The organism is Gimesia alba, from assembly GCF_007744675.1.
In the GTDB taxonomy this organism is placed as follows: domain Bacteria; phylum Planctomycetota; class Planctomycetia; order Planctomycetales; family Planctomycetaceae; genus Gimesia; species Gimesia alba.
The window spans coordinates 7,456,272-7,482,350 of record NZ_CP036269.1 but is presented as its reverse complement, the minus strand read 5'-3'; the positions used below and the strand labels follow the sequence as shown (position 1 = coordinate 7,482,350).

The window sequence follows — 26,079 nt, the reverse complement described above, 5'->3', positions numbered from 1 at the left end:
TACTTATCTAATGCTGTAGACCTCAAAATCACGCTCAGAACTATTAAATAAACACTACCTGGCGCCGACCCGCTCACCATCATGATGTAACTTTCTGTCCTCTCTCAAGGCAGATCAAAAATGAACGAGGCTTGGAGCCGATGGGCGTCTCCCATGGCGCCGTTGACGTTCTCCCGGGTTCCATAGAGATACTCGACTCCCACCTTGACTCGGTCCAACGGACTCCAGATCAAGTTGGCGGCCAGGTAAGTGGTTGCTTCAACGTCGTTCGGGTTTTGAAAGGCGGTGGTGCCTAGGCGGTTCTCGGCGTAGGTAAAGTTCGAACTGAGAGAATCATTCCAGTCATGAGTCACGCCGACCATCCAGCCGAAGAGCGGCATGAGACCGCTCTGGTTGGCTGCGGTTGGAGCGGCATCGGGAAGATCGCGATAGCTGCCGATCCCTTCACCAAAGACGATTTGAGAATAGACCTTGGTCTTATCTGTAGCGAGGATGACTCCTGTAAAATTGAGCCCCCAGGCCGATTTGGTGATCACACTTTTTCCCGTAGGCTGAAAACCGACCACGCGAAACAGACTGGCGACCTGAAACTGGGCACGTTCCCGGTCGAGCCGCAGGTGTCCCACAAAGTCGGGTGAGGGTTTGCGCGGCTCTCCGGTGACGCCAAAAGGCGTTTCAATAATAAAATCGGTGTCTTCCACAGCGAGTGCTAGTTTCAAGTCGTCATGGAAAATCGTTTGAGTCCAGCGGGCTTGTGCCTGCCGGCGATTGACGTTCGAGACCGACCCTTCAAAGTCCAGAGTCGCGGGCGCTGCTGCGACATCAGTGAAGGTCGTCCAGGTTCGCCCCACTAGCAAACGCCCGCTTTCGCCGAAAGCATGCCGGAGACGAAAGCGATCTCCTTCACTGAAAAAATCGCCTTCGACATAGATGCGGATAATTCGATCGTCGGATAACCAGCGCGTATCAAAGCTTAACCGCGACTGCCGGGCATGGAAACGGGCGTTTGTGCGCGGCGGTGCATCGACGGGGATGCTCGTAGTGACAAACGAATCCGTCGAATCAATGGGATTAAAATCGTAAATGAAATCGGCTTTGACAAAACCGCCCAGCTTCATGGCGACATTCGGGCCGAACACAATCAGTCCTCCTGTGAAGGGAGGGGCCGAGTAGAGGTTCAATCCGATATCAAATTGACTGGAGTCAGTGGAAAACTGGCTGGCGAAGCGTGCTTCATCACCATTCGCCAGCTCTGTGTATTCTGGAAGTGGCTGGATGATCGAATCGGGGGTCTCTGTTCCCGGTGCCGGGGGGACAAACGGGAGCGTGTTTTCATCATAGGTGACGAGGCGTGGGGCTGTTTCCGTTTGGGGTTGATCAGTGTCGATAGGAAAGAGGGTTTCCTGCGAATCGCTCAGTTTCACACGCGCAGCAGACGACGCAGAGGCTGGATACAAGCTGTCCTGTGCCCACCCCCAAACGGGTGCCAGCATAATGACGAGGAACGTAAAAAGTCCTGGATTCGACCGCATGGAATGATTCGGCGACGAGGATTCTGATGAGAGATAAGAGAGGAGTGCACAGTTTATCAGAGCCCACTAATACGGAAAACCTCAATTTCGAGGCACAGACAGGCCCGAACGACTCACCTCAGATCTACGAAATTTCGCGTATCTGTGACTGGAAAAAGGGGGGGAAAGTCTTTACTATACCTGCTTCCCCATGACGCGACCCAGCTTGACAACCCTTGAGTTTCGTTAAGTGAATATGCTATAAGGGTTTGTCTTAAAAAGGGATACGATCAATGGCCAGGCCCAAGTGGCGGAATTGGCAGACGCGCTAGATTCAGGTTCTAGTGTCCGTAAAGGACGTGGAGGTTCGAATCCTCTCTTGGGCACTTTGGTATTAAAGGACTTAGGGCAATTCAGCTCTGAGTCCTTTTTTTTGTGAATGGAATTACCGCGGACAAATCGCGGACAGAATTTCAATGAGATTGGGATAACATTGGAAACCATAACTGGGAAGCCTTCAGTCAAATACTGAACTAATGGCGGCTTGCTTCACTTCGGGAAAGAGATGACGATAACGACGTCGCATTTCTTCAGTCGTGTGTCCCACGAATTCATCGATTAGCCTCTGGTCGATCGAATGGGATGCAAGATTACTGATGAAGGAATGACGCAGGCAATGCCACCCTGGAATGACCCCCCATTTACTGTTTTTCATCACTCTCTTGAAGCTCCTGTGTGCCTCGTCACGTGTAATTGCTCGGGCAGTTTCAGTCTGCTTTCGATTTGATGTATCTTTTACAGCAAACGTGTATTTTCCACCGGGATGCTCAACTTTCCATTCATGCAGCGTTTCTTTCAACAGTGCGGACATCGGAACCCTGCGTGTCGATTCCTGTCCACGGCGACGTTTTTTCTCACGAATTACGAGTACATCATCCCGAATGTCAGTCAACTGTGATCGTATGAGTTCACTACGGCGGGCTCCTGTATGAGCTGCCGTGACAATCATCGGATAAAGAAATGTGTGCGATGCTTTCTTGCGCACATGTTGAATCAATTGACTAATCTCATCTGTTCTCAGATACAGGCACTCCCAGAGTTCGCTTTGCTGTTCCTGAGTCAGATCGTCCTGTTCAATCTGAACTGTGATTTCATCGAATGTTTGAAACGAAGGGCGTTCAGTTGATTTTGGGAGTTGTATATCTCTGATTTCAGGAATCTCAAATGATAATTTGCCTCGCTTCTTACCCCATAGAAGTACGCGTCGCAATGTAACAATTTCCTTTTTAATTGTATTCGCACTAATTTGTCCTTTCCGGCGTCCATTCTCTTTCTGGCGTTTCTTGCTGTAGACATCAAGCGCGTTCAAATCAATCTCTTCGATAACGACCTTATCCCCAAGTATGCGAAGTAAATTATTCCGATGCGTTTTCATTAACGAAACGGTAGATTCATCCAGCGCCTTGTCTGGTAATGAAGCAAAAAATGATTCGAAAAGATCGCGGAGAGAAAGTTGAATTTCAGAAATGGAATCGTTGTTATTGATGTGTGGAGTTGTCAGTTTCCCATCAGACAGCAAAAACGTCGGAATATCGGCATCAGGTGGTAGAGAAATTCGACCACTCTTAACGTCTCGAACCGTCTGTTCAAGATTTGCCAGTAATCGATTGGCTTCTGACTCGTCATCGGTATGCAGCGACCGAGTATATTTCTTGCCGCCGAACCGAAACACGACGTTGAAATAGCCAGTGCGGTTCTCAAGTGAGGCCATGAGAGACGATAGCACCTTGCAGGAAAAACATTGTGAAGTCCAGATCAGCCCTTTTAAGGGCGCAGCTTTTAATTCCGAAGGACGAGTGGTCTTGGACCATGGTTCAGTATGCGTTGGACTTCTGCATGACTGACTCGCCATTCATGTTTCCGCCCATTAGCTTCCTTTTCCGCTGTAATACGACCAAGGCGGCACCACTCGCGGACAGTAAATTCGGCCCGGCCTGTGAGTTCAGCGAGATCCGCCGTGCTATACCATTCCTTCTGTGACTTATGTTGGATTAGTTCAGAGAGAAGCGTTTCGATCTTTTCGAGCCGATTCTCAATTTCTGGAACGTTCATCTTTATACCTTTCAAGTTTAGAGAAAGAGGGGACGGTGATCGAAGTTTTGATCACCGTCCGGAAACGAATCTGCCGGTGCGTCAGTCCAGAATGATTTCGGCCTCAGCCCGTTCAACATATGCCTGTGCCATTTGCAGAACGCGGACGGCCTGAGGCAATTCCGCCAGGTTAAAGGATGAGGTATATTTAACATCATCCCCATCCTTATACCGTTTCTGCACATTGACGCTGCGGACTGTGATGGGGCCTTCGTCCGTTTCAATTTCATGTCCGAAAACGGAAGCCGAGATGAAACCGATCCGGTACACTTTTTCCGGAGGATTATTACTGTTTCGTTTTGCACTTTTCTTAGCCATTGGCTCAACCTTTCTGTGGAAGGAACAGTTCTGAATTGCTTCTCATAGTTAATCAGCAACCCGTGAGATTCGCTTACCTGTCTGCATTGAATAAACATCGAATCGAGCAGACAGACCGCGACCATGACACGAGTTTGCAAAGTGCGCAAGGAGATTGTGAACATTTTCAACGAGGGTTTGGCGGTCGTTTGAAATTGAAAAAAAGGGTGATGAGCGAGAGAGGATGTTCCGCTCATCGAATAAGATTCAACAAGTGAATCGATTTCAGCCAGCCAAAATGTCTGGTACATCCACAGATGACACTCGACGAAGTTGTCCAGCCTCCTACCACAGGGGGAAGGTTGTTTATCGGAACGATTGAGAGAGCAACCGTTCCAAAATTCTTTGTTTCCACTCCAATTTTGCTGGTTTGAGCAAGCTCATACCAGCAAGAACCTTCACCGTAGCAATTGCATCCTTACACATTGTTCTTCTCTTCGGGTTTGCCACCGTTCTCAATAAATTCCCATGCTTTGATGAGAGCCATTGAAGCAGGCAGTAAATGTTCTGGAAAAAGTACATGCGTTCGCTTCGCCTCATTACCATCCCGGTAGGAACGGGTGAGACTGACCATCCACGTTTCGCGTGGTTTACCGTCTGCAGAAGGAATCTGCTTGGGCCAGACAGCAGCACTAATACCACTGAATTCCACACGACAAATGGGTGGCTGTTTTGTTTCCTTGACCTTGTTAGTGGTGTCAGAAAATTTTACCGGTGTTGTTTTCTTGTCATTTTCCATAATGATCTTGGGAGGAAAGAAATTAAAATCCGTCAAATTGACGGGACGAAAGACCTGTCTCAACCAAATACCAAACCAACCCTCTCTGATCGGCGCAAGGTTGAAACTGTCGTTACATCCAATAAAAGTTGATGAGCGAGGATGAATAACCTGCTCATCGAGTTGGATTCCTGATGGGAATCAAAGTCAGCTTTAGAAAGCGTCTGGTACGTTCGAAAACGACACTCAACACATCCGCAAGCCTGCATACAGAAGTTGACAACGGCAACTTCCGTATGACACACTGTTCTCACTCCTTAGGAGCCGCTTCCGTCATGATGGTTAGACCATCATAAATGCGACTCCTACCACCAAATGCAGAGCCAGGAGGCTCAATTCAAGTCCCATGCCCGGGAGGACACGGGGCTTGTTGGATTTTCGAGTTGGCTTTGAAGCCCACTCGATGGTTTGAAACAGGTTTCGCCACTTTCCTTCCTGTTTTTTGAACTGAGTTGTTTGCTTCTGAAAACTGCTTAGGTCTTCGAGAAGTTTTCGCCTCTGTTCTGTCAACCGATTCCAGTCATCAGCAAGATCGACCTGTCGGGCGAGCAGTTGCATATTGACAAGAATTGGCTGTTTCCAAAATTGAAACCAATGTGGTTTCGCAATGACAATCGGTGCCATCATTTTGGAATCGACATCGTGTCGCACTGTGGTTGGTACGTGTTCCATACAATCAGGGGTGAAATGGGGTACAAAAACCGCCCGTGGGCGGACATCGAAAAAGTTCGCTCCCGTAAAACGCTGCCGTGTCAGCGTGTACAAGAGATCTCGAACTTCCTGGATGTATTCAATCCGGTCATGCCGGAATTTATTCTCGGGGGATGAGCGCAATGCTTTGCTATGCAACTTTGCGTGCTGTCGGCCAAACAAAAACAGCACACAAAACAACATACATGGGAGGGAGTACGACTTATGCTCTTCTGACCAGAGGAAGAAGAGTGGAAAATTGTCCGACAGCGGCAGGCATATGGCCGGGTGCTGACGGATGGTTTTCCGGGGGTGTCGGGGGCGATCTAGCCCCGACCTCACAGGTTGACTCGTTACCCCCCTGGAAAGCTGTGAGGTCGGGGATGGATTGAGCTTGCCGAATGACTGAGCCGACACCCTTAAGTCGTTGGTGGGCAAACAAATACACATACAACCCACAAAACCGCCAGCGTATGTCGGGGCGGAGCCCTGCCCGGAGACCCGGCAACAGGCGAATCGATCAATGTTTTGAGACTGCCAACGCATTGTCTGTCTCCTCGCTACTTCGAGTTAATTCTGATGCTACGGTTGATGGTACCGTTGTCTTAACCAACGGTTGAGGGTCGTCAGAATCGGTACGATACCAGACCCGTTCATGCAGGAATGTTTTGGGTGTTAATTCCGTCAGTGAGGCGAACCGCCAGAAATCCGCGCCTGTTTTTTTATGAAAAGCACGCCGCAATGCATCGCGCCGTTTTTCGCTCGGCGCAACCATTACCACGGTGAACCGGTTCAGGGTCGTAGCTGGAAATTGTTTCCGGTGCCGTTGTTGACGATGAAGTTCCGTATAGCCCGGTGACTTCAACGCAGCCACCCGTTTATGAGAGTAGTTATCACGGTCTCGATCCTGCTCCAAGTAAAAGACACCACGATGTCCGTCTACTTCCAGCAGAAAACCGGAGTCCGGAGCACAGATGATTTTTTTAGGGGCCGTCTTCAGTTCGGCATACAATCGAATTCGTTGTTTGGGATCAGGGTTCTCCGGATTGAGAAATTCCTGCTCATTGCACCAGGTCACCAATTTGACAGAACTTTGGACAATCGCTTTGTCGAGCAGCATATGCGTGTTGGCGACTGCCAGATAATGATACAGGTGCATCGGCTGCGCAATGCTGGTCGGTTTTACTAAATATCGATCATCTTCAAAATGCTCCGCCAAAAACTGGCAACCTTGCTTCGCCAGATGATAGACGGGAGCGGGAGTTTCATCGCGCGGGTTGACAACCAGCATTCTTTGTTTGCTGATATAACCATCCCGGACCAGCGCCGAGAGACGACGCCGCGAAAGCCGACCATCCACGTCGGTCGGATAGCACTCTTGCTGGATCATGCGACGGTTCATCAGAAAATACCGTCCCAAAGCAGCAAGTACAGGGATGTCGCGTGTGGTTATCATGGATTCACCTTCAATTGGGAAAAGGGTCATCACCGACATCTTTTTCCGGCAATGCCAGCCCCAGATTTTTGATCATGGTTTCCAGTTCCGTTTGGTGTGCTTGTAATACTTCTCGCGGCGAAGGAGAAATCTGGGCCAGAATTTGTAAGTATTGTTCGACATGTTGCGCCACAAATTTGGGCGACCATCTTGCGGGGTCTTGTGCGAGAGGGAACTGAATCTTCATCGGGTTCCCTGATCCGTGGGCAATCGCTTCTCCAATCTGGAGCGACGCAAGCAGCGTGGCATTCATCATCTGATGTTCTTGGGGAGTAAAATAGGTAATCCCGGTCACCACCGACCGCCACCGCAGTCGGGGAACCAGCGATTGTTTGAATGTCCTGCCAACCGTTTTGCCAACCGATTTGGACCAACTGCTGGAGGTTTGATGAGAGCTACCCCGCGAGCCTCCTTGAGTTGCAGAGTGACCATGGGAGACGTTGTCTGATCTGCCTGTCGTGGAGGAACGGGCATCACTGACCGCCTGCCGAATTTGTTTTAACTGTGAGTCATACGGGTTCTGGCTGGTTCCCGTTGTTCGAGAGTTTGATTCAGACCTGTTGGTGGCTGACCCTGTTGATTGACTGTCAGTATCACTCCATGATTCGGTGTCGGTTGTACCGTCCGATTCCGAACCACCCGTTCCCTCTGTTTCTGACTCACTTTCGCTGGTATCGGTCAAAGTGACCAAATCATGCCCCGCTTGGTATTGCTGTGTTTGTACCATTTCATGTTTGATCCGTTGGGGATCATAAGTTGGTAGTCCGATGATCTCCCCGAAAAACTTTGCATCGTAGGGGTGCTTGTGTCGAAATAAAAAATGCAACCCGCACTGACCGATCAGCGCATTGAGCAGACGATCATCCGCCCGATCCGGGAAGGGATTGGCTCCCTGCGTGGCACAGACCAATCGCAACAAGAACTTGCGAATTTGTCCCGCTGCCGAGGTCAATTCCGGTCCCGATCCCTTGGCGAAGACCGGCAATTCATCCAAAAAGGCGAAGTAGGGGACTGGTTTGTCACAGTTGAAGACATCGTGTAACAACTCCGCGATGAACAGATTCGCGAGAATCTGTTGGTCTTCTTCACGCAGCACACCGCCCCGCCTCAGATTGACAATCACGATAGCGTTTTTGCGTCGCAATTGTCCGAAATCGAGTACGCCCGTTGTACGAGAGAGCATCGCTTCGGTAATCGGGTTACTGAAGAAACCAAGGATTCGATTGCGGGTTGATTCGATCTCTTCCCGAATATCCTGTGGACGACCGGCAGCCAGATTCTCAAAAAAGTGTCTTGCCATGACATCGGGGACCGCCTGCACAAGGGCATTGTAAATGTCAGAACCAACATCGAGAAATTGCTTGGCATCGGCCAACGGCAAACCGAGTTCTGCCAAGGTGGTCAGGATTCGCATGGTCCAGGTGAACAATCGAGGGCGACTGTTGAAATCTTCTTCTCCCCAGGCTGCCAAGAGGATGCGGCTGACGTGTCCGATTTTATTGGTCAACCTGGCACGATATTGAATCGGGTCATTCGTCGGTTCGACCGCGAGGGGATTGATGCACGTCGTCCGTCTCGTATCTGCCGGATCGATGTACACAACCCGATTACGGATCGATTCTTTTTGTGCCAGACACCAATCACGCATAGCTTCAGGATCTTCACCGTGGGGACTAATAAACATCCATCCAAAACCCTCAAGGGCCAAAGACTGCATCAGCACTTTCATGGCATTACTTTTGCCGAACCCAGAATCTCCACTGATAAAGATTCCTGCCTGACTCTTCTCGAATAGCTGTGTGGACGATGAAGCTAGTGGTTGTCCGAATGACAATGGCTGTTTTCTGATCGGGATTCGCGAGATCTGGTTCACGTTGTCTCTCCCTGCTGGCCGAGTGTCATTTCCATGAGCGATTCCACCAACCGTTGGTTCTGGGCCTCTAATAATTGCTGTTTGGTATCCGGGTCAAGCGAAGTCTGATTAAGAGCCGCTGTTCGGTCAGTATGCTCCTGCTGCATCCGTTCCAGAGTGGCAGAATAATTCTCCGCAGGTTGCCGGTTTCGGTTCTGCACCTGTCTTGATGCTTCTTGCTGGATATAGCTCGCTTCAAAACCGGCGATACCCAGTGCTTCAACAAGAGTTGTCAGCGAGTCCAATAAAAGTTGAGCTTCGGCCCCCGAGCGGAGTCGTCGTATATAATGCCTGACCAGCTGCGGTCTGAATCGACGGTACTGCCGTTGTCGGGAAGCGAGCGGAATGTCACGAGCCGCTTCCGCAAGTGAGGCCGCCCGTTGAAAATCGGGGGCTTGATTGATCTGCAACAACGCAACCTGGAGTGCTCGGTACTTTCGGTTAAGTCCTCTTTGTCTCACTGCTTGCTTTTGTTGGTGTTCCCTGATTTGACGCTGGCGACTCAATCGTTCTCGGTGCTGATACTCGGATGCCGCTACTGCTGATTCTCTTCGCCGTGCTCTGCGTGAATTCGCTGATCGGCCTGCCTGATAGAGTTGTTTTCCAACCCACCAGGCTCCACCGGTCAACGCACCTAGTACAAGAATGGATTCCATGAGAAATACCTCTTTTAGAACATTGGGGGGGGAGATCAGTTGCTCCTATCGGTTCAACAAGTCTATTGAGACTGGGTTTGATCCGTTCTGACACGCATTGATCCGACACCATGGGAAAGAGATGGAAACAGTGTTCCGCGATACTTTTCGCAGTCGGGACAATAATCATTGCCTTGGGCAGGATCGCTCAAGGCGATGGAGTTCCAGGCAAAGCACGACTGGCAGTTCTCATCGACTCCCAGATGTTTTCGAATGACATCATTACCGTTGATCCGAAAACCGGGACTAATGCCGACCTGAATGAATTGACGGTTGCCTAATTGGTCGATCAGTTTTCCGAAACGATTGTCGTTCCCTCGCGTGAGGAGCCCTAAACAGAGATGACCGGCGATGGAATCGAGCAGTTGGATATCAAATATGGTCGCTCCGTCACTCGGTGGATCAAGCGAACGCCCTTCTTCGTTCGCTTTCGATTGGGCTTTGTAACGACCACTACAGAGACATCGAAAACAGCAATCCAATTCAGGGTGCCAGAAAACGACTTCACCGCCCAAACCACCCGCATACAGCCCAATCCAGATGGCTGAAGTGTTGAGTAACAAGGCAACTTCATTGCCGCGCGATTGGGCTGCAAAGCTGTCGGTCGCGAGGATGAACAGGTCGGTATCGCCAAACGACTCACGAATTTCGTCATCGCATAACATGGTAAAATCTATTGGGAAACACTCGATAGTCGTTTCGGGATTGATGGCCCGAATTTTATTGGCAACCGCTTCGACTTTCGACATCCCGATATCATCGGGAGCATGCCCTTGTCGGGAAATATTGACATTTTCAATAATGTCCGGGTCGACCAGTTTCCAATGTTGCACACCAGATCGGGTCAGATTTTCAATCAGAGGAGCGGAACCACCCGCACCGACGATGGTGACTTCTTTAAGTTGGATAGTCGGAATATTAACGACGTTTTCTATTCGATCAAATTGCATTGGTTCATACTTTCAATAAATAAGGATAGTGATAGTGCTTAAATTGAAGTTCAGTAAATCCGCCGAGTTGCTGTCAGATTAGAATCAGACTGGCAACCACTATTTCCTGCGGATGTTCAGCGTCAATCAGATAGGGATAGAGCCGACCGTTACAGACAATTGGCAGCAGGACTTGTGTAGCTTCCTTGTTCTTCGGATTGGCGAACAGCTTGGCGACATAGGTCAGATCCCCGAAGGAGGGTCTCAGAACACCAGGCGGATGAACGTGAACAACGCCTTTGCAATTCAGTCCTACAGACTTGTGCTTCCGCAACTTTTTATTGAGGCCTTCTGCGTCCAGAGTGAATGAAGAAGGTGTGGATCGACCGTTATTGTCTGGTAGATAGTGAGTGACCAGATCGTCTTCCGTAGTCGGCCCCAATAACATTCCCGCTTTCTCTTTGCGAAACGGCTGTTCTACCAGGTCATCCAGAATTTCTTGATAGACCGACGGTGTCATCTTCAGAAGGGGACCGAGACCTGCATTATTGTTGTTAATGATGAATGAGTGGTCTTCTTTTTGACTCGCCCGTTCTCGATGACGGATTAGGGTTTCCGAATCATCTGCTTCAACATGATCATCATCAGATTCGTTTGGTGCATGAACGGGGGACGACTCGGCAAACAGGTGAAGATTGCTTCTCTGAAGTTGAGGCAGATCATGGAGAAAAAGAGGTGAGGGATAAAACATAATGGGAGGTTCTCCAATAAAATATTGTTTTGTCTTGACTGGTTGGGATAAAAAAACCGGGGGATCGATCACAATGTGCCGACCCCCGGTAGACAGAGGTTAGGCATCACGCGTGAAGTGTGCCGCTGTCAAGTTCTTCGATACCGTGCAAAGTGCCAGAATCAAGTTCTTCGATCCCATTGAGTACGAATTTCATAGCGATCTCCCTCTTAAATGTCGTTCCGCGTTGTGACCCGTCGTGATTGCATCGCCGGAACCTAGCCCGATGCAACAACGACCCGAGAAAAGTGATTTTGATTAAACATTCACCCGTTTGGCACCATTGGGGAAAATTCCTGTGCGGACGTAGTGGCTGTAGCCTTCGGCGAATGCCATGCCAATTGCTTTCGCCTTGTCGAGAGATCTGGGTTCCTTGCCACTGGCCACACAAACTTTTCCATCGGAACCCAAGTGGCAGTCATTCATACTGCGGCTCTGTGGGTTGTGCGGATGACGGGAACAATGAATCTCATACGTCCCGTTCCATTTCTTTTGGTAAGTGAGGGTGTAGTCGTCACGCCCGTCAACACGATAGTTTTTCGTCACAGCAGCCATAATTCGTTCTCCGTTAGTAAGGAAAAGTAGTTGGGATTAAGCCAGTCCCACTGGACTGGTGTCAAAATGGAATGAGTGTTTTCTGGTGTTCAGAGTGCTGGTCGTTACGATTTCTTAGATTCTGGAGAGTTCACATTTTGCGAAGAGCCGTTTTTCTTTTCCAACTGCGATTGACGAAATCGAAGAAGTTTTTGTAATTCGGGAAAACAGAGAATGGCATGATCAATCGAACCATCTGCGGACGAAATTTCGACCGCTTCCCCTTCGCGTCCCGCATATTCACAATTCGCTTTTTTGTGGTAACCGTGGATGGTATACATGATTCATAAAACCTTTCATTTTCAACGTGGGGACGTGAAGCTATTGATCTGTTGTACTTCGTTTGAGCTTTGACCAAACACATTGGTGAACCAACATAAAAGGTGTTTTAACCGAGGCTGTTGTCATCCCCGAGGCAATGGCCCCTTCCACGTTGTTATTGAATAAAAAAACAATGCAGAATGAAATTGAGAACAGCGTTAGCCATAAACTGACCTTTTCCAAAATATTCATTGACATATTTGACTCCCTTGAATGATTGGCCAAATAATAAAAAAGCCTCCGGTCCTATCCGGACATCCTTGTGGGACGCTTAGAAAAACCTGCGATCTGCTCAAGATGTAAATTCAGCATACAGTTGCTAAATAAATGTCTGGACGAGACATTGGAGACGAGACTGCTCCAGGAGTACGATGCCTTTGTAATGACGTCGTTTTCCCAGGGGTCTCTACCCTTAGGCGCAGGCGCTGCAGTTTCCGCGATTTCGTAAGAGCACGATAGCGGAATGAAGTCAGTTGCCAGGGCCGCGATGAAAACGAACACCACGCAGCAGGTCATTTATCAGACCAGTCGTATTGGCGGTGTGGCAATGTGCTAACCATGCCTGCAGCGAACGGCTGACATCGCAACAATCGATTTCCCCCGCAGAAAAAAGCCGCTGTTGCTGACGGAGTCGAGACCGCATGCGGCGGACACTTTGCTGAGCCAGACGTCTTTCTTTGGGTTTCAGTCGAAATCCGAGGAATTTCACGCCATGTCTTGAAGCGTGTACGACTGTTTTTTGAGGATGCAACCGAAGGCGAAACGTAGCCAGAAAACGGACAACCTTTTCAGCCGCCGACCACAGGATTTTTTTCTCGTCAGCAAACAGTAAGAGGTCATCGGCGTAGCGCACATATCCCGGAATGCGGAGTTGCTCCTTGATGAAGTGGTCAACCGGATCGAGCAGCACATTGGCAAAAAACTGACTGGTGAGATTGCCAATCGGCAGTCCGGTCGGACGCAGGATATCTAATAGGTTATCACCGGGGAACCAGGTTCGAGGCGTCTCATCATCGAATATGCCCTCACCTGAAACCACGATTTTCGAAACCAAGTCCAGTAGCCGATGACCGACGATTGTACGCTTCAGCAAATCAAGCAGTATCTCATGGTCAACGTTCGGAAAGAACCGCTGAATGTCGGTTTGCAGGACAAATGAATGACGGCGGAGAAAATGCTGTGCCCGGTCGAGAGCTCGATGCGTTCCCTTTCCCTGGCGGCAGGCATAACTGTCATGAAGGAACCGCCGCTCATAGAGCGGTTCGAGGATATTCACAATCGCATGGTGGAGGATCCGATCGCGGAAGGGGGCGGCACTGATTTTACGAGGTTTGGGATCACAGATGAAGAAGTGCCGATAAGGTCCGGGTTCATACGTTCCATCATCAAGTTCGCGCTGAAGTGTGAGCAAGTTCGATTCCCATGCGAAATCAAAGGCGATGGCTCCACGTTTGAATCTCTTGCGACGGCGGCAACGACAATAGGCAAGTGTCAAGTTGTCCCATGATGCGAACTGGGGCCAGAGATTGCCGTAGGATTTTGCCACCGTGTCCACCTTTCAATAGAAACAAAAGACGGGTGGGGACGTTCGCTGACGCTACCAGCCCCCGCCCGTCGCTGCGGCTTCGGCCCCGTCGCTCAAAAAAGAAACACTCTCATACCCTCTTTTGGGATGGGTACACAGGAAACAGACCTGTCGTCCTCTTGGCACAGGCCGGACGTGCAGAACACACCAAGGTGCAGCAGACCCGACATCTGGCATAACGAACGATTCGGGGAGAACAATCACTCGGCACAATCGAAAACCAATTGTGTTGTTCCTGTTGTCGGGTGTGTTCCTGTTGCGGTACGCGGACCGACAGTTGTCGGCGTTGTTGTTCCACGACCCGCCACGCAACACGCGCAACGAACCCACGGTTAGCGGTCTGCCCCCTTTTGCCAGGCCCCCAGAAGTCGGCCTAGCTCATCAACACATTCTGCCGCAAATCGAAATTGATTACTACCTAATAATGTCAAATCTATTGTATAACGGAGCAGGCCACGTAGGCAGAGTAGTTTGCCGTCGGCGAGTGAGAGAAATTCTTGACGCTGTTTACCACGTAACGTGTTCGCCATCAGGATCAGTTCTTCAAACTCGAACGCCACACCTTCCAGGCGATTCGTGTAGCTATGCCGTAGATACTTGGGAAATCGTTGGGTGTGTTTCAACAGCCAGACAACAAAGTCGTGTGTTTTGACAAAGAGTGGTGTCTTGGGAACATTCATGGCCGCATTGTGACTGGGGGCTTTGCCCCCAGACCCCCATAGAGTTCAGAGTACAGAGATACAGAGTTCATTAAGATGAGGACGACTCGGGGGAAACAATCATACGGCACAATCGAAAACCAATTGTGTTGAACCTGATGTCGGGTGAGATCCTGTAGCGGTACGCGGACCGACAGTTGCCGGCAAGGTAGCACCACGACCCGCCACGCAACACGCGCAACGAACCCACGGAATCATTCAAATCGGCGGTAAAAGTCATCTTGTCAGCTTGTGTCTCAATCATTTCGAGTTTTTGTACTCGCGTCGCTGACTTGGCAACGTGAATCTCTTGTTGCGGGAGCTGTCTAATGATTCTGTCGAGGTAGAAGTCGCTTGAATACCCGTCCTGGCACCATTCCCAAACGTTGCCGTGCATATGCCAAAACCCAAACGCATTTGGAACAAAATCGTCCGTTACAGAATCACCGTTTCCGGAAACTGGAACCGTGCACTGACGATATTTATTGTCGGCAGCATCGTCACGGGAATCCTCAGCATCCCAGGTCGGATTGAAGTTGACTTGCTGCGTCGAAATTTTTTCAACGTTGGTTTTATTAGCGAGGGAAAACAGATCCCGTTCACCATCATGTCCCGCCCGGCAGGAAAATTCCCACTGTGTCTCCGTCGGCAATGCGTATTCTATTCCCAGCCAACATGCAAAAAGTATGGCATCATACCATGAAGCACAAATTACCGGGCAATGGTCTTCCTTGGCATATTTCTCAAAACAATCGGATTCTTTGACTTCCAACTGAGGATCGAACAATCTGTATTGTTCGCGAGTCACCGTCGTCGTTTGCATTTCAAATGTGGGCATTCGCACGCGATGCCGAGGCCTTTCACTTTCGTGTCCAATATCGGGAGCCGAGCCCATAAAAAACTCGTGCGAATCGCGGTCATGAGGATGTTCCCAGCCCTCAGGTGGACACTTTTGAAAGGCCATTAATTCTAATGCTCGATCTGCGCCGTCACGAAATTCTTCCAGAATTTCTTTACCAGATTTCAATGGTGGGCGACTTTCATCAACATTCCAACCAGGCTCTGGTTCTGGACCGCCCCAAGCTTCACCCAGCAGTGGCCAAGCGTGGTACATTAACTCTGTGGGGCGTGTAGCAGACTCAGGCCGTGCAAAAAGAAGTTTTACTGCATGATATAAGACTGAATCCTTTTGGGCTCCTACTTCTTTCTTCATTTCCAAAGCAAATCGCCACGCCCAGTTCCAATGTTCTTTGCTGATTGTCTGTTTCAATTCGTCTATGTCTTCAAGAGGAAGATAACGAGCCAAATAAAGTCCCACATAGAATTCCATCGACTTCAAGCTTCGAAACCCCAGGATTTGTTCTCCTCTGGCTTCCAATAGCCCTCGGTCAGTGAGTTCTGTATCTTCCAGGACTTCCCAGTAGTTGCTCCAGCTAGCATCATTAATGACCTTAGAACATCGATTTAGGACCTCGATTCTAATATCTGCGACATCGACGCCCGTTTCCTCATCCGGAACTGCGTAACGCAAACATTTCTTTTGAAGCATTACATATGCTGTGGTGCAAATGATTCGTTTTAAATCGTCAATATGCTCTGCTCTAAAATCACCCGTCCATTCTTTATTACTTTTTTTTAACGCTCGCTGCAGCATGCGTTTGGCGGCTGTCCAATAAAGGTCCCCCCGACGGCGAAAGGGTTCAACGGGTTTACCCAGAATATGCCTCTCTACCTGTTCGCGGACGAGTCGCAGGACTTCCGGTACTTGCAGTTGGTCGGCTAACATTTCCCAATCTGGAACCATTTCATTGAGAATCGTGCGCTGCTCTTCCTCAAAATCACTAAAATATTCATCTTGCTGTTGCCTCGTAAATGGTTCAATACGTGCAAAACGCCACCTTTGATCACGAAAGATTTTTTCTGATTGTGGAAAGACCGCATAATAGCGACTCGTCACGATTACACGACAATTGGGAACTTCTTTACCACCGTTAAGGAACTGATCAAGCAACCGACGACTTTTGGTAGTAGCTTGATCCAGACTATCGAGAATAAGGACGACACGTCCTTCACGAAGAGCTACATCGACTACAGTTTTGGCTTGGTGTTTGTCATCAGGAAGTAATTCTTTTAGCCTGCGAATAAGAGCTTTCCGAACAGTGAGCCCATATTTCTTTGAGGTCCCTGGCCAATGCTGGCTCCATAGAACGGCCAGACAGGGGCGACCTTCGAAGAATTGCTGTTGCCATTCGGTGGTTGAATATTTCATTTCTAAATGGCGCGAAAGTACTGTCTTCCCACAACCAGCGTCCTCAGTGATACAGAGTAGAGGAGCTTCGAGCAGTCTGAAGAGTGGCTCTTCCCCTGTACCATCGACATGCTCGTATATGCTTTGGTGACGGTCATCTCGGTTTGCATCAGGCCCTATAACTTTGTTGAACGGACGATCGGGTGACAGACCATAATGCGGTTCGATGAAACGATCGATCCGGTCATCGTCATTTTTTGAGTCGTATGCTTCGTCCCACAGGTCGCATATTCTTTTGCAATAGCGATTGAGAATCGCATCGATTTCATTCGTCTCTTCTAAATCTTCTTTGTTCAAATTGCTGGACTTTTTGATCCAGTTAATAATGGATTGAATGTCACTCTTCTTGTTTGTTGTTTTTCCATCTATCTGAATTGTCAAATTTCGTGGATTGAGGAGATTTTGATTCAATGAAGCTCGCTTCTCGTTATTGCTGTCAAATTCAGTAATCTGACTGACAATGGTTCGTACATCATTCGTTTCTGCATTCTTTATGCAGCCCAAAAAGCGAGGCTGCCACAATCCAGCACCAAATTTTGCACTAAGTGTTTTTTTAGAAGTCTTCTTGAGTTTCTTCAGATACTTGGCAGTCAGCGAGAATTTTTGTTCTTCATTAGCGTTGCCTTGGATTTTGTCGGCCGGTTGGAGCGACCAAATCTTGGCTTCCAGGAAAAAAATCAATAGAGCAGCGAATCCCGTGGAGAGCTTTCCAACCTTCTCTGTTCTGGCTTTTGGGGAGAAGTCAATGGTGTCATCGATGCGGGGTTCGAATTTCAGTCTACTTTCTGACTTGACCGCCTCAAGCACACCCGAGTGTGTGAACTTTGCATCAACCCACTCGTATTGCTCATCTACGATCTTATTAAAACATAACGTCAGCTTACCCATTGACGGTTTCCAATCCAAAGGTGTCCAGTTCGCCCTGTTCTGGAACGTTGATCACCTAAATTAATCATGTTCTTACAGTGTTCTGTGATGGTGCAATTTCCCCATTATGGAGCAATTATTTTGGTGGAACAAGGCTGGAACAGAGCGGAACACACATAAACTCCGACACAAAATTCTGGGAACACGCAGGAACACAAACCACCAGAATTATAGAGGAAAGTCTTGTGGAGTCGTTGAACGCTGTTCGATTCGTCGGTTACCGGTCCTCCTCGGTTAAGAATTTCTCTTCTGAAGGCGGACCGGAGCAATTAGCAGTTGCTCCGGCCCTTCACCCAGCGTTCTGGAAGCGACCGCCCACAAGAGCGAACGGAATGCTGAATGCTGAAAAAGACTGATACGGCTTCGTTAGTTTGTCAATCTTTTCGAGCAGTTTTCGTTCGTGGTGGGTGTCACCGAAACTTCTGTTTTTTGGAGACACTCAAATGAGTATCAAAAGTAAGAACCTGAGAGTACAACGCGATCGCACTGTAAAAGAACCCCAACCTTTGCCATCGACAAGCGAAAATGGCGATCAAAAGCCCCCCCGTCCACCTGTCAACGTAGCGGGAGAAGGCGGAATGTTTGATCGCAAATTTATCGAAGGATATTTGCGCAGCCTTCGGGATTCGTTAGCCGACAGTGCATACGGAGGATTTTCTGACAAAGATTCGGAACTCATGCACTGGTCACGTTAAAATTGCCCGATACGACGGGGCGCTTCGAGTTTGAAGCGACCCCGTCTTTCTTTGTATGGCAGCATCACAATAATGCTCTGCTTTAGAACCACGTAAATCACATAAAATCCTCATAAGGAATAATCACAATGGTAAAATTTAATCATACACAACATATTGAGCAGTTAATCTGGGCCAATCATGATGGAAGCCGATGGAATCATGATCCGCTCGATCCGGATCGCGCTGCGCGTCTCAGCGAAGAACTTAAACAGGCCGTGAGGGAAGATTTGAACAATCGACTCGGCATTGGTCTGCATTATGCAGGCGATTACACTGAACGTGAGATCGCCGAAATTATCGATAAATCTCCGTCAACCGTACACAGAACGATCCCGATGGCAATGCGATTATTGCGCGTGTATTTCTTAGTTACTCTGATAGGAGAGTGGCTTGATAAATATGGTGCCTGCCTGCTTTCCATGCAGTCTGCTAAAACTATCAACTGGGAACACGATGGTTATTTCGTCACCACACAATACCATCATTCCATGCGGAAACGTCCTGGTCGGGAACAACTCCTCCGGCTTCTTAAACAGCAACGACGACTGCTTGAATTAGCGGCCGACCTGGATGCAACCAATTTCGTACCCTATGTCGCTTGCTGGAAAGAGAAACAAGCCAATCGCTGGTGCGTTGATTTTCCGTTGTATTTCAAAGACCGCGGTGCCGCAATCGCATTCGCCAAGGACAATGGTGTGAACTTCATTTTTCACATTGCTTCCAGCAGTATCGAGATAATGTAATCTCGTAGGAAGAGGATATAGCCCAATCACGAATGCAAGGTAGGATGCTGGCAAATTGATTGGTGCAACCAGTCTCTCCATGAACCCTATCTACGGTTTTTAAAAAAGGGCGGCAAATTATTATAGTTTGCCGCCCTACTCTCTTTACTTTTCTTCAGAACTCAATTTTTGCGAAGAACTCCCCTCTTTAGTTGCTGAGGATGATTGAGTGGACTCTTGCTGTTGTCCCTGGCCCTTCTGATCAGTCCTGGCTGAATTCTTGTGATCGTGTGATTTACCATTTGTCATAATCTCTTCTCCTTCTGGACATTTTGAGCAGAAAACCTGCTCAGAAATTTCGAAAGTGACCATCACTTTCGATGAATTCTCCAGACACACGAGGCAGAACAGATGGCGATTCCGCGGAACGGGAACGCACAAAAAAAGGAGCGCCGTACCACGGTCGCTCACGACACCCTCGCCAAAGGGCACACGAAACAACACATGGCCGACGCCCCATACGGGGCGCGGCTTCAAGTGCTGCTTTCGTGTTCAAGGGCAATAGCCCAGGTTGGCGATTTGTCGTGAAGCAGTTCTTGACGCTCGCGCGTCAATTCAAATTGGAATTGTGGTGTTTCTCACCACTAAGTCATATCAATCATCTCCTTCGGATGTGAAATTGTTTCTCTTTGTAGTTTTAGTGTATGCAGAATGAGTTCAATATTCAATCTCTGTTTCATTCAATCGTATCCGGCAGGACATCCGTAACAGAATTACTTGAACTACTTTCTTTGAGCAGTAGATTGCCCTGTGAATAATATTTGCGGAGATTGTCTCGTGATCCCTGCCAAAACAACCATTCCAGAAAAAGGAATCCAATTATTTCCCAAAGTGAAACAGACCTATGGGAAAATAAATAAGACACAAAAAGAATGGCAAACGAGATCATCATGTTACTGTGAAACTTGTAATAGTTGTAATGTGTCAAAACCAGATATTGATAGGCAGAAAGCTTTTCCTGAAATCGACCAAAGTTCTGCTTCGGTTCTGGAATACCGGTTCGATGGTGAATTCTGTCAAAAACCATCCACCGAAAAGTCGAAATCGTGAGCCCTGCTGCTAAAGAGAATACAGTGACATATAAAAATCCCCCCACTGTCGAATTGTGGTCAGGTGATGCCCAAATCCAAACACGAACGGTCTCTGAAAGGAAACTGATGCCGATCATCGCGATAAATCCCGGCAAAATATAGGAAATGAGGATGCCAAAGTTACTGGAGTTGGGATCTCGCATTTAGGATCAGCATGCCAGATATTGACTCATCGCGCAAGTAATTCATTTTCGTGACTTTTACGAGCGAGTGAACGACTTGCTCGCTACCAAACGTCCTGAGATGATAGACTGCGAGCAGACAGTCGAGGCGGTTGGCAAAACAAGTCAATCTGTGGGAAGGAAATTTATAATAGAATGCTGATATTTCCTTAGACAGGAGACAGCTTAAAACAATTTTCTCTGTGTTTTGGCGTTGTCCTGTTCAGACACTGATCGAGTGCTTGGCGGTTCTTCTTTCTCGATTTGATCTGTGTCTTTTTCAGAATTCACATTGTCCATACGCTGTTCCAGAAGGAATAACCACTGTGGAACTTCAATGATATTGGAGGGTATTTGCTTTTTCTGGTTCGTTTTCAGTGGGACCGCCTCATGAGCGAATAAATCCTGTGCTGCTTGTCGTGTCGTGTCAGAGACAAAGGGTATCGGTGCCTCTTCAAGTGGAATTTCACGGATCACACCGCGACGTCTGCCATTGGGAGATTCGTGGTAGAAACTGCCAATCCGGTAGGCGAACTTCGATTCCAGTGTCAATGAATTCCCACAAACAACATAACCATACTTGCCTCGTAAGCCGAGATTCAGTGCTGTGATCCGCACACAGCGCGCATCAATATCCTGCCCAAATAATCCTGCTTTCGGATTGTTCTCTCCCGCTTTCAAGAGCATTCGCCCGGTCCCGCAACAGGGATCGTTAAAAGTAGTCGCATGCCCCTCATCCGTTTCACCTTCGGCATCAATAGTCAAATTTGCCAGAAGTTGCGAAACGGATTCTGGAGTCAAAAACTGCCCCTTCTCCCCATATGAAATACTCCCTTCAAACAAATCCCCAAGTAAATCTTGACCCTGCTCCGACATGCCCTCGATCAACTGTGCGAGGAACTTCGGAAACAAATCAACGCCCCGTTTTCCCTGAGAGCCCTCTAAATGGTCGTTGATTGCCTCAAAATAGGAAGGTTCTATTGTTTCAGCGGCCAGAGCGGCAACACACGCCTCCAATAAGTCTTCGAAAGCCTTTCCACGACTAACGCCCGATCTCTGGGAAACGCTTTCCACCGTATTGAATAGCTGCCGGGTGTGGGAATAAATGAATTGTTCTTTGGCCATGGCCGCGTAGCCTGCCTGAGACTGAAATCTGAGGCAAGAACTTTCGCAGCGAAGTGGCAGCTATTTGATTTTGTCTAATTCATCACGCTGAAGTGAAAGACGGGCTGCATGGCGAACGGTAAGCACAAACACGATTTGCTCCCGAATGGTAAAGACAATCCGAAACGGGCCGTAAAGAGCCTGGCGGATTTCTACTTTGACAAACTCATTTTCGGGAGCCAAACCACAGGCTTCCGGAAAGGTTTCGAAGCCAGTCAGTTTTTGCTCAAGACCGGCTTTCCAGGCTTTCGGATCTGCCGGTCCATGCTTACGGATATAAGCGTAGGCACTTTTAATATCCGACTCTGCCCGACGTGAGAGTTCTACTTGAAATGTCATGCGTCGTCGAGTTCGGACAGGACATCACGGAACGGACGGGTTCGCCCTGCATCAACGTCAGCCAGCCCTTCGTCTAATGCTTTGAGGGAAGCCGCCAACTCCTCATCCGTACCAACCCCCAGCATGTCGCGATAGATCTCAATCGACATGAGGATGTACTTTCGCCCTTCTTCATCCACTTCCACCAGCCCGTGGTGTTCGTCGAGGGCATTCCGCTGTTCTTTGGTGAGTCGTGGTTTTAACATGCTCTTAGTATAGCAGTATGGATGGTGTCTTGTCATCCAGAAAATGAGGCTTCATTTCAGATTCACCTTTCGGAGATCTACCGAAAAACCACTACTAAATCAGTCGCCACCAGAGTCCATTTCTGCCATTCTTCCAGCGTCCCTGGGCATGTTTCCGCATCCAGCAGTTAGTATCATAAGGTTCCATATTCAAGAAGTAGGCAAGGTCCAGATAATACACCTCTACTCCCTTGGCGGCGGTGAGGAAATCGAGAATCAATTGATTTCGGGCTTCGATTTCGGCGTTGGTTAAAGAGGCTGCCATCAGCATTGCAGACTGCCATCGAAATGAAAACCTGTCAAATCAAAGTGAAAGACCGCTGAATTACCGCTTGTACAGAATTGACTGATTGAGCATATCGACGGCGTGATTGTTCCCTCACGAATTCGGAACGGTCAACATTGTTCGTTTCTGGTTTGATGGTCTCCATGGTAAATGCAGGGCGGGACATGCCATCAATCATCAAACGAATACAGGCCCGGTATTTAGGCAAGGCGATCAAGTCGGCTGCGTTGACAGGACCGGTCAGTTGTTCTGCCAGGATGTCCGCGTCATTAGGGCCTACGGCGAACACCAGTAAGCTACCGATGTTGCCGAAAACTGCCTGCAGGGTTTGCTGATCAACCTGATCGAGGAACTGGGTTGCCAGACAGAGTCCCAGTTTGTACTTGCGGGCTTCTGAGAGAAATACGGAAAAGCTCGATGTCGCGATGTGCTGAAATTCATCACAATACAGGTAAAACGGCCTGCGATCCTGTTCTGGAATCGCAGCACGCGTCATAGTCGCCAGTTGCAGTTGAGTCACGAATAAAGAGCCAAGAAATGAAGACGTTCGTTCCCCCAGTTTGCCCTTGGAAAGATTGATAATGATGATCTTTCCTTCATCCATCGCCTTTCGGAAATCAATTCTGCTCTTTGGCTGCGAGACCATATTACGGATCACCGAATTCGTCAGTAATTGCCGCAGCTTATTCTCGACCGAGGCAAACGGGTCCTCCCCTTTCAGAGAACGCAGTTTGGGAAACGTGGTCATCCACCAGTTCCGGACCACCGGGTCTGTCACCCTGGCAAGTGTTTCCCGGCGAAACGTATCATCGACGGCAAACATCCGCAGCATATCGAGAATCGTACAGTCCCCTGCCAGCATCAAAGCCAGAACGGTGTTCCACAGAATATCCTCAAGACGGGGCGTATGCGTCCCCGTTCCGAAAACTTTTCGAAACGTGCTGACCACTCCATCGCAGGCAACATCCACCATTGACGGGGGGACATCCAGCGGATTGATACTGACGGGAAACGCTAGATCACTCGGATCGATTAGGATGACATCGTTGGTCCGCTGACTGGGCACGGCTGCCAGGACCGCCTCGGCCAGATCCCCGTGTGGATCCACGACGGCCAGCCCCTCTCCTGAATTCATGTCGGAAAGAATGGCATTCTGCAGGACTGTCGATTTCCCATTCCCGGTTTTACCGACGATGAACAGATGCCGAAACCGATCTTCGGCACGAATCCCAAATCGTTCATGTTGATCCTGAAAGGAAACTCTTCCCAGTTCGCAAATTCTGGAACCAAAAGATTCCTTTTTTTTGAGGGGTAACTCCACCGGCGGTTCCAGCCGCCGGGAATGTGTCGCCTGTAATGAAACATCCCGCACGGAACTGGTCGGCAGATGCCAGATTGTCGCCAGTTCTTCATCAGAGAGTAAAAAAACACGTTGATGGGGACGTATCTCGTTCTTGGAAATGCCTGAAGACTGAAATAACCCCAGCCGTGGTTCCGTGAATTTGTTTAATACTGCAGCCATCTCGTGTAATTTACGAATGGCAGTCTGTTTTTGATCCGTTGGTGCATTAACAACCAGTCTCAATTGCACTTCAAACAGATGCTGTCCCAGCTTCACGGAAGCAGCTTGCAGGTCTTTTTCGTTATCGTGCATACGAGAGGATGTCTTATTAAGTTCTTCATCCGAGCCGAATCGCTCTTCCCTCTTCCAAATGAAGAAACACACTAAGAACGCAGCCAATACCCGTTGCCAACGTTTGGGGCTACTGGCTGCCATTGCATATTTTCGGGCAATACTGCGGTGTTTACGAAAAAAAGGACGAGCCAAGCGTTCCACCGCGGATTGTGCTTGGTTACAGCGACAAGCACTGGCAGGAATCACCGTCAATTCGAACATGGCCTGAATCTCGCTGTGATCCGGAGCAACCGTTTGTAGCACCCCTCCAATCGGATCATCGACTTCTTCATGAATCACATCTTCAAACTGTTGATACCGCAAAATCGGAAACAGGTCCGGGCGTAAATGCAGGCTCATCAAATGTGTTTCATAGCCTGCTGGGCAATCAAGTGCATCCTCTTCCAACAATTCAATCGAACAATCGGGGTACTTCGCGTGAAACTGCCCTTGCACCAACTCATGTAACAGACCGGGGAAACGACAATACAAGCCGACTTGCCGTGCATGCCGACCGATGATGAACGAAACGGGACGTTTCTTCGAAGACGCGTGATGAATGGCGGCCAAAATCGACCGCATGTGTCGTGGTCCTCGTTCGTTGGTGGGTGTGTCACTTATCGAAATCAGCATTAGAACGACAGCCTACATCAGCAGAGCAAGGTTGTCAGTGTCAAGCAAACAAGACTCTTCGAGAGTAAATCTTTCTTGAACACTTCAGAACAAAGTCGCTTCGCGACACACAAAGGACCCGCGTCTGAAGTTGCATGTTTCATCGGCGGGCTTTGCCTCGTTGTGGCTTGTAATCTGCTCGGGGGTGGCTAACCAGTCCAGTGGGACGTGTCCCACTGGAGTGGTGGGGATTGTTTAAAAACGACCCTCTGCACCATCGGAGCAACGAGCCTGCCAACAGGAATCACAAGTTATCACACTGCTGCCGGTCTTTCCAGAAGGGCTGAGGCAATCTGAAACTGCCGTGACTGTGATCGCAACAATGGGATGTTCGCATTCTGGGGCGAATGAAAACAGGGCCGAAAAAAGGCATCGAAATGTGACAGATAGTCGTCCAGCAATACCACATAAAACGGCGCTAAGGATTGTTCAGATATTTTGTATTGCCCGGCAACATCAACAATATGCCGCAACCGATCTGGCGAACCGGTAATCGCAAAGATCACACGGTACGGCTGAGGCATAACGACCATATCGACCAGATAGCGTCCCATTTTACTCGAAATACTGTCTGCACTTTTGTACGACAGCACTGATTCGGTACTGTTATCCAGTTCCACACAATAAGGGAACTGCGTTCCATTCGGCAATGCTAAAGTAAAACGGGCATCCGGCCACAGTGGGCGTTCTCCGCAATCAATTCGAAACGTGTTTTCTGGATGAAAATCAGTGACCTTGATCCCCCGATAATGGGCGGCGACATAGGTCTGCACGATAAACTGTGAGAGAGCCCGTTGATGTCGATGCCTTCCGGGACTGATCTCATGAAAAAACCGTTTCGTGGGCGGCTCAACCTGATCGTCTTGCATCACCGTGCGATAACCGGCTAACGTCAGTTTGTAATACAGGCGGGCACCACCTGGGCCAGTCGTGGCATAGCGCCACGAATGCAACTGGCCTGCGGTGGTCAGGTCTTTCATGCGTTCCTGCACCCGCCGCAAACTCAAAAATGGCTGCGACCAGGTTTGACTCAGTTTGAGAATTTCTTCCGCCGTCAAAGGGCAACGAGCTAAAGCAGCCAGGATGTCATCATCGCGCGCTGTTTTTTGCCAACGTGATTTCGTGAATAATTTGATTGTCATGTGTT

25 protein-coding genes and 1 tRNA gene are annotated in these 26,079 nt (G+C 48.9%); 2 read left to right on the top strand and 24 right to left on the bottom strand.

Annotated features, from left to right (window positions below):
- Positions 1-104 precede the first annotated feature (104 nt).
- Positions 105-1,532: a DcaP family trimeric outer membrane transporter gene (locus Pan241w_RS27965; RefSeq protein WP_145222631.1), complete on the bottom strand. Its 1,428-nt coding sequence runs from the start codon at positions 1,530-1,532 to the stop codon at positions 105-107.
- A gap of 280 nt (positions 1,533-1,812) precedes the next feature.
- Here Pan241w_RS27965 and Pan241w_RS27960 point away from each other — a divergent pair.
- A tRNA-Leu gene (locus Pan241w_RS27960) sits at positions 1,813-1,897 on the top strand.
- A 131-nt stretch (positions 1,898-2,028) separates the two neighbouring features.
- Here the strand turns inward: Pan241w_RS27960 and Pan241w_RS27955 are convergent.
- The 16 genes from Pan241w_RS27955 to Pan241w_RS27880 all read right to left on the bottom strand — a co-directional run bounded on the left by Pan241w_RS27955 (position 2,029) and on the right by Pan241w_RS27880 (position 17,702).
- Positions 2,029-3,282, bottom strand: coding sequence for a tyrosine-type recombinase/integrase (locus tag Pan241w_RS27955; protein ID WP_198000202.1), 1,254 nt, complete (start codon positions 3,280-3,282; stop codon positions 2,029-2,031).
- A 68-nt stretch (positions 3,283-3,350) separates the two neighbouring features.
- A complete protein-coding gene (locus Pan241w_RS27950) occupies positions 3,351-3,623 on the bottom strand; it encodes a helix-turn-helix domain-containing protein (RefSeq protein WP_145222627.1) in 273 nt (90 codons plus the stop codon).
- 81 nt (positions 3,624-3,704) lie between these two features.
- Complete coding sequence (locus tag Pan241w_RS27945) at positions 3,705-3,980, bottom strand: hypothetical protein (RefSeq protein WP_145222625.1); 276 nt, start codon at positions 3,978-3,980, stop codon at positions 3,705-3,707.
- Between the two features lie 457 nt (positions 3,981-4,437).
- Entirely contained in the window at positions 4,438-4,758 is a 321-nt protein-coding gene (locus tag Pan241w_RS27940) for a hypothetical protein (protein WP_198000201.1), read from the bottom strand.
- Positions 4,759-5,079: 321 nt separating this feature from the next.
- Positions 5,080-6,033, bottom strand: coding sequence for a hypothetical protein (locus Pan241w_RS27935; protein ID WP_145222621.1), 954 nt, complete (start codon positions 6,031-6,033; stop codon positions 5,080-5,082).
- Positions 6,008-6,943 (bottom strand): replication-relaxation family protein, encoded by a 936-nt coding sequence (locus Pan241w_RS27930; protein WP_198000200.1) that lies wholly within the window; start codon positions 6,941-6,943, stop codon positions 6,008-6,010. The genes Pan241w_RS27935 and Pan241w_RS27930 overlap by 26 nt, the downstream gene beginning before the upstream one ends.
- Positions 6,944-6,953: 10 nt before the next feature.
- Complete coding sequence (locus tag Pan241w_RS27925; RefSeq protein WP_145222617.1) at positions 6,954-8,666, bottom strand: type IV secretory system conjugative DNA transfer family protein; 1,713 nt, start codon at positions 8,664-8,666, stop codon at positions 6,954-6,956.
- A gap of 185 nt (positions 8,667-8,851) precedes the next feature.
- Positions 8,852-9,550, bottom strand: a complete 699-nt coding sequence (locus tag Pan241w_RS27920; RefSeq protein WP_145222616.1) for a hypothetical protein — start codon at positions 9,548-9,550, stop codon at positions 8,852-8,854.
- A 62-nt stretch (positions 9,551-9,612) separates the two neighbouring features.
- Positions 9,613-10,539, bottom strand: coding sequence for a HesA/MoeB/ThiF family protein (locus tag Pan241w_RS27915; RefSeq protein ID WP_145222614.1), 927 nt, complete (start codon positions 10,537-10,539; stop codon positions 9,613-9,615).
- 73 nt (positions 10,540-10,612) lie between these two features.
- Positions 10,613-11,269, bottom strand: coding sequence for a hypothetical protein (locus Pan241w_RS27910; protein WP_145222611.1), 657 nt, complete (start codon positions 11,267-11,269; stop codon positions 10,613-10,615).
- 297 nt (positions 11,270-11,566) lie between these two features.
- On the bottom strand, positions 11,567-11,863 hold the full coding sequence (locus Pan241w_RS27905) for a hypothetical protein (RefSeq protein ID WP_145222610.1): 297 nt from the start codon (positions 11,861-11,863) through the stop codon (positions 11,567-11,569).
- A 104-nt stretch (positions 11,864-11,967) separates the two neighbouring features.
- On the bottom strand, positions 11,968-12,183 hold the full coding sequence (locus Pan241w_RS27900) for a hypothetical protein (RefSeq protein WP_145222608.1): 216 nt from the start codon (positions 12,181-12,183) through the stop codon (positions 11,968-11,970).
- Between the two features lie 509 nt (positions 12,184-12,692).
- A complete protein-coding gene (locus Pan241w_RS27895; protein WP_198000199.1) occupies positions 12,693-13,769 on the bottom strand; it encodes a reverse transcriptase domain-containing protein in 1,077 nt (358 codons plus the stop codon).
- A gap of 51 nt (positions 13,770-13,820) precedes the next feature.
- Positions 13,821-14,123 (bottom strand): hypothetical protein, encoded by a 303-nt coding sequence (locus tag Pan241w_RS30060; protein ID WP_390621029.1) that lies wholly within the window; start codon positions 14,121-14,123, stop codon positions 13,821-13,823.
- 17 nt (positions 14,124-14,140) lie between these two features.
- Positions 14,141-14,488 carry a four helix bundle protein gene (locus tag Pan241w_RS27885; RefSeq protein WP_145222604.1) on the bottom strand — a complete coding sequence of 116 codons (348 nt, stop codon included), beginning with the start codon at positions 14,486-14,488 and terminating at the stop codon, positions 14,141-14,143.
- 70 nt (positions 14,489-14,558) lie between these two features.
- Positions 14,559-17,702, bottom strand: coding sequence for an SUMF1/EgtB/PvdO family nonheme iron enzyme (locus tag Pan241w_RS27880; protein WP_145222602.1), 3,144 nt, complete (start codon positions 17,700-17,702; stop codon positions 14,559-14,561).
- Between the two features lie 862 nt (positions 17,703-18,564).
- Between Pan241w_RS27880 and Pan241w_RS27870 the strand changes: the two genes are divergently transcribed.
- Complete coding sequence (locus tag Pan241w_RS27870) at positions 18,565-19,221, top strand: RNA polymerase sigma factor (RefSeq protein ID WP_145222598.1); 657 nt, start codon at positions 18,565-18,567, stop codon at positions 19,219-19,221.
- Between the two features lie 715 nt (positions 19,222-19,936).
- Here the strand turns inward: Pan241w_RS27870 and Pan241w_RS27865 are convergent.
- The 7 genes from Pan241w_RS27865 to Pan241w_RS27835 form a co-directional block, all read right to left on the bottom strand.
- Positions 19,937-20,428, bottom strand: a complete 492-nt coding sequence (locus tag Pan241w_RS27865) for a hypothetical protein (RefSeq protein WP_145213891.1) — start codon at positions 20,426-20,428, stop codon at positions 19,937-19,939.
- A gap of 270 nt (positions 20,429-20,698) precedes the next feature.
- Positions 20,699-21,637: an N-6 DNA methylase gene (locus Pan241w_RS27860; RefSeq protein ID WP_145222596.1), complete on the bottom strand. Its 939-nt coding sequence runs from the start codon at positions 21,635-21,637 to the stop codon at positions 20,699-20,701.
- Positions 21,638-21,697: 60 nt separating this feature from the next.
- Positions 21,698-22,015 (bottom strand): type II toxin-antitoxin system RelE/ParE family toxin, encoded by a 318-nt coding sequence (locus tag Pan241w_RS27855; RefSeq protein ID WP_145213886.1) that lies wholly within the window; start codon positions 22,013-22,015, stop codon positions 21,698-21,700.
- Positions 22,012-22,260 carry a hypothetical protein gene (locus Pan241w_RS27850; protein WP_145213883.1) on the bottom strand — a complete coding sequence of 83 codons (249 nt, stop codon included), beginning with the start codon at positions 22,258-22,260 and terminating at the stop codon, positions 22,012-22,014. Before Pan241w_RS27850 ends, Pan241w_RS27855 begins: the two co-directional genes overlap by 4 nt.
- 94 nt (positions 22,261-22,354) lie before the next feature.
- Positions 22,355-22,564, bottom strand: coding sequence for a hypothetical protein (locus tag Pan241w_RS27845; RefSeq protein ID WP_145213880.1), 210 nt, complete (start codon positions 22,562-22,564; stop codon positions 22,355-22,357).
- A gap of 34 nt (positions 22,565-22,598) precedes the next feature.
- The gene (locus Pan241w_RS27840) at positions 22,599-24,842 is read right to left on the bottom strand and encodes a type IV secretory system conjugative DNA transfer family protein (RefSeq protein WP_145222594.1); all 2,244 of its coding nucleotides are present in this window, start codon (positions 24,840-24,842) and stop codon (positions 22,599-22,601) included.
- 344 nt (positions 24,843-25,186) lie between these two features.
- Positions 25,187-26,074 carry a replication-relaxation family protein gene (locus Pan241w_RS27835; RefSeq protein WP_145222592.1) on the bottom strand — a complete coding sequence of 296 codons (888 nt, stop codon included), beginning with the start codon at positions 26,072-26,074 and terminating at the stop codon, positions 25,187-25,189.
- Positions 26,075-26,079 lie beyond the last annotated feature (5 nt).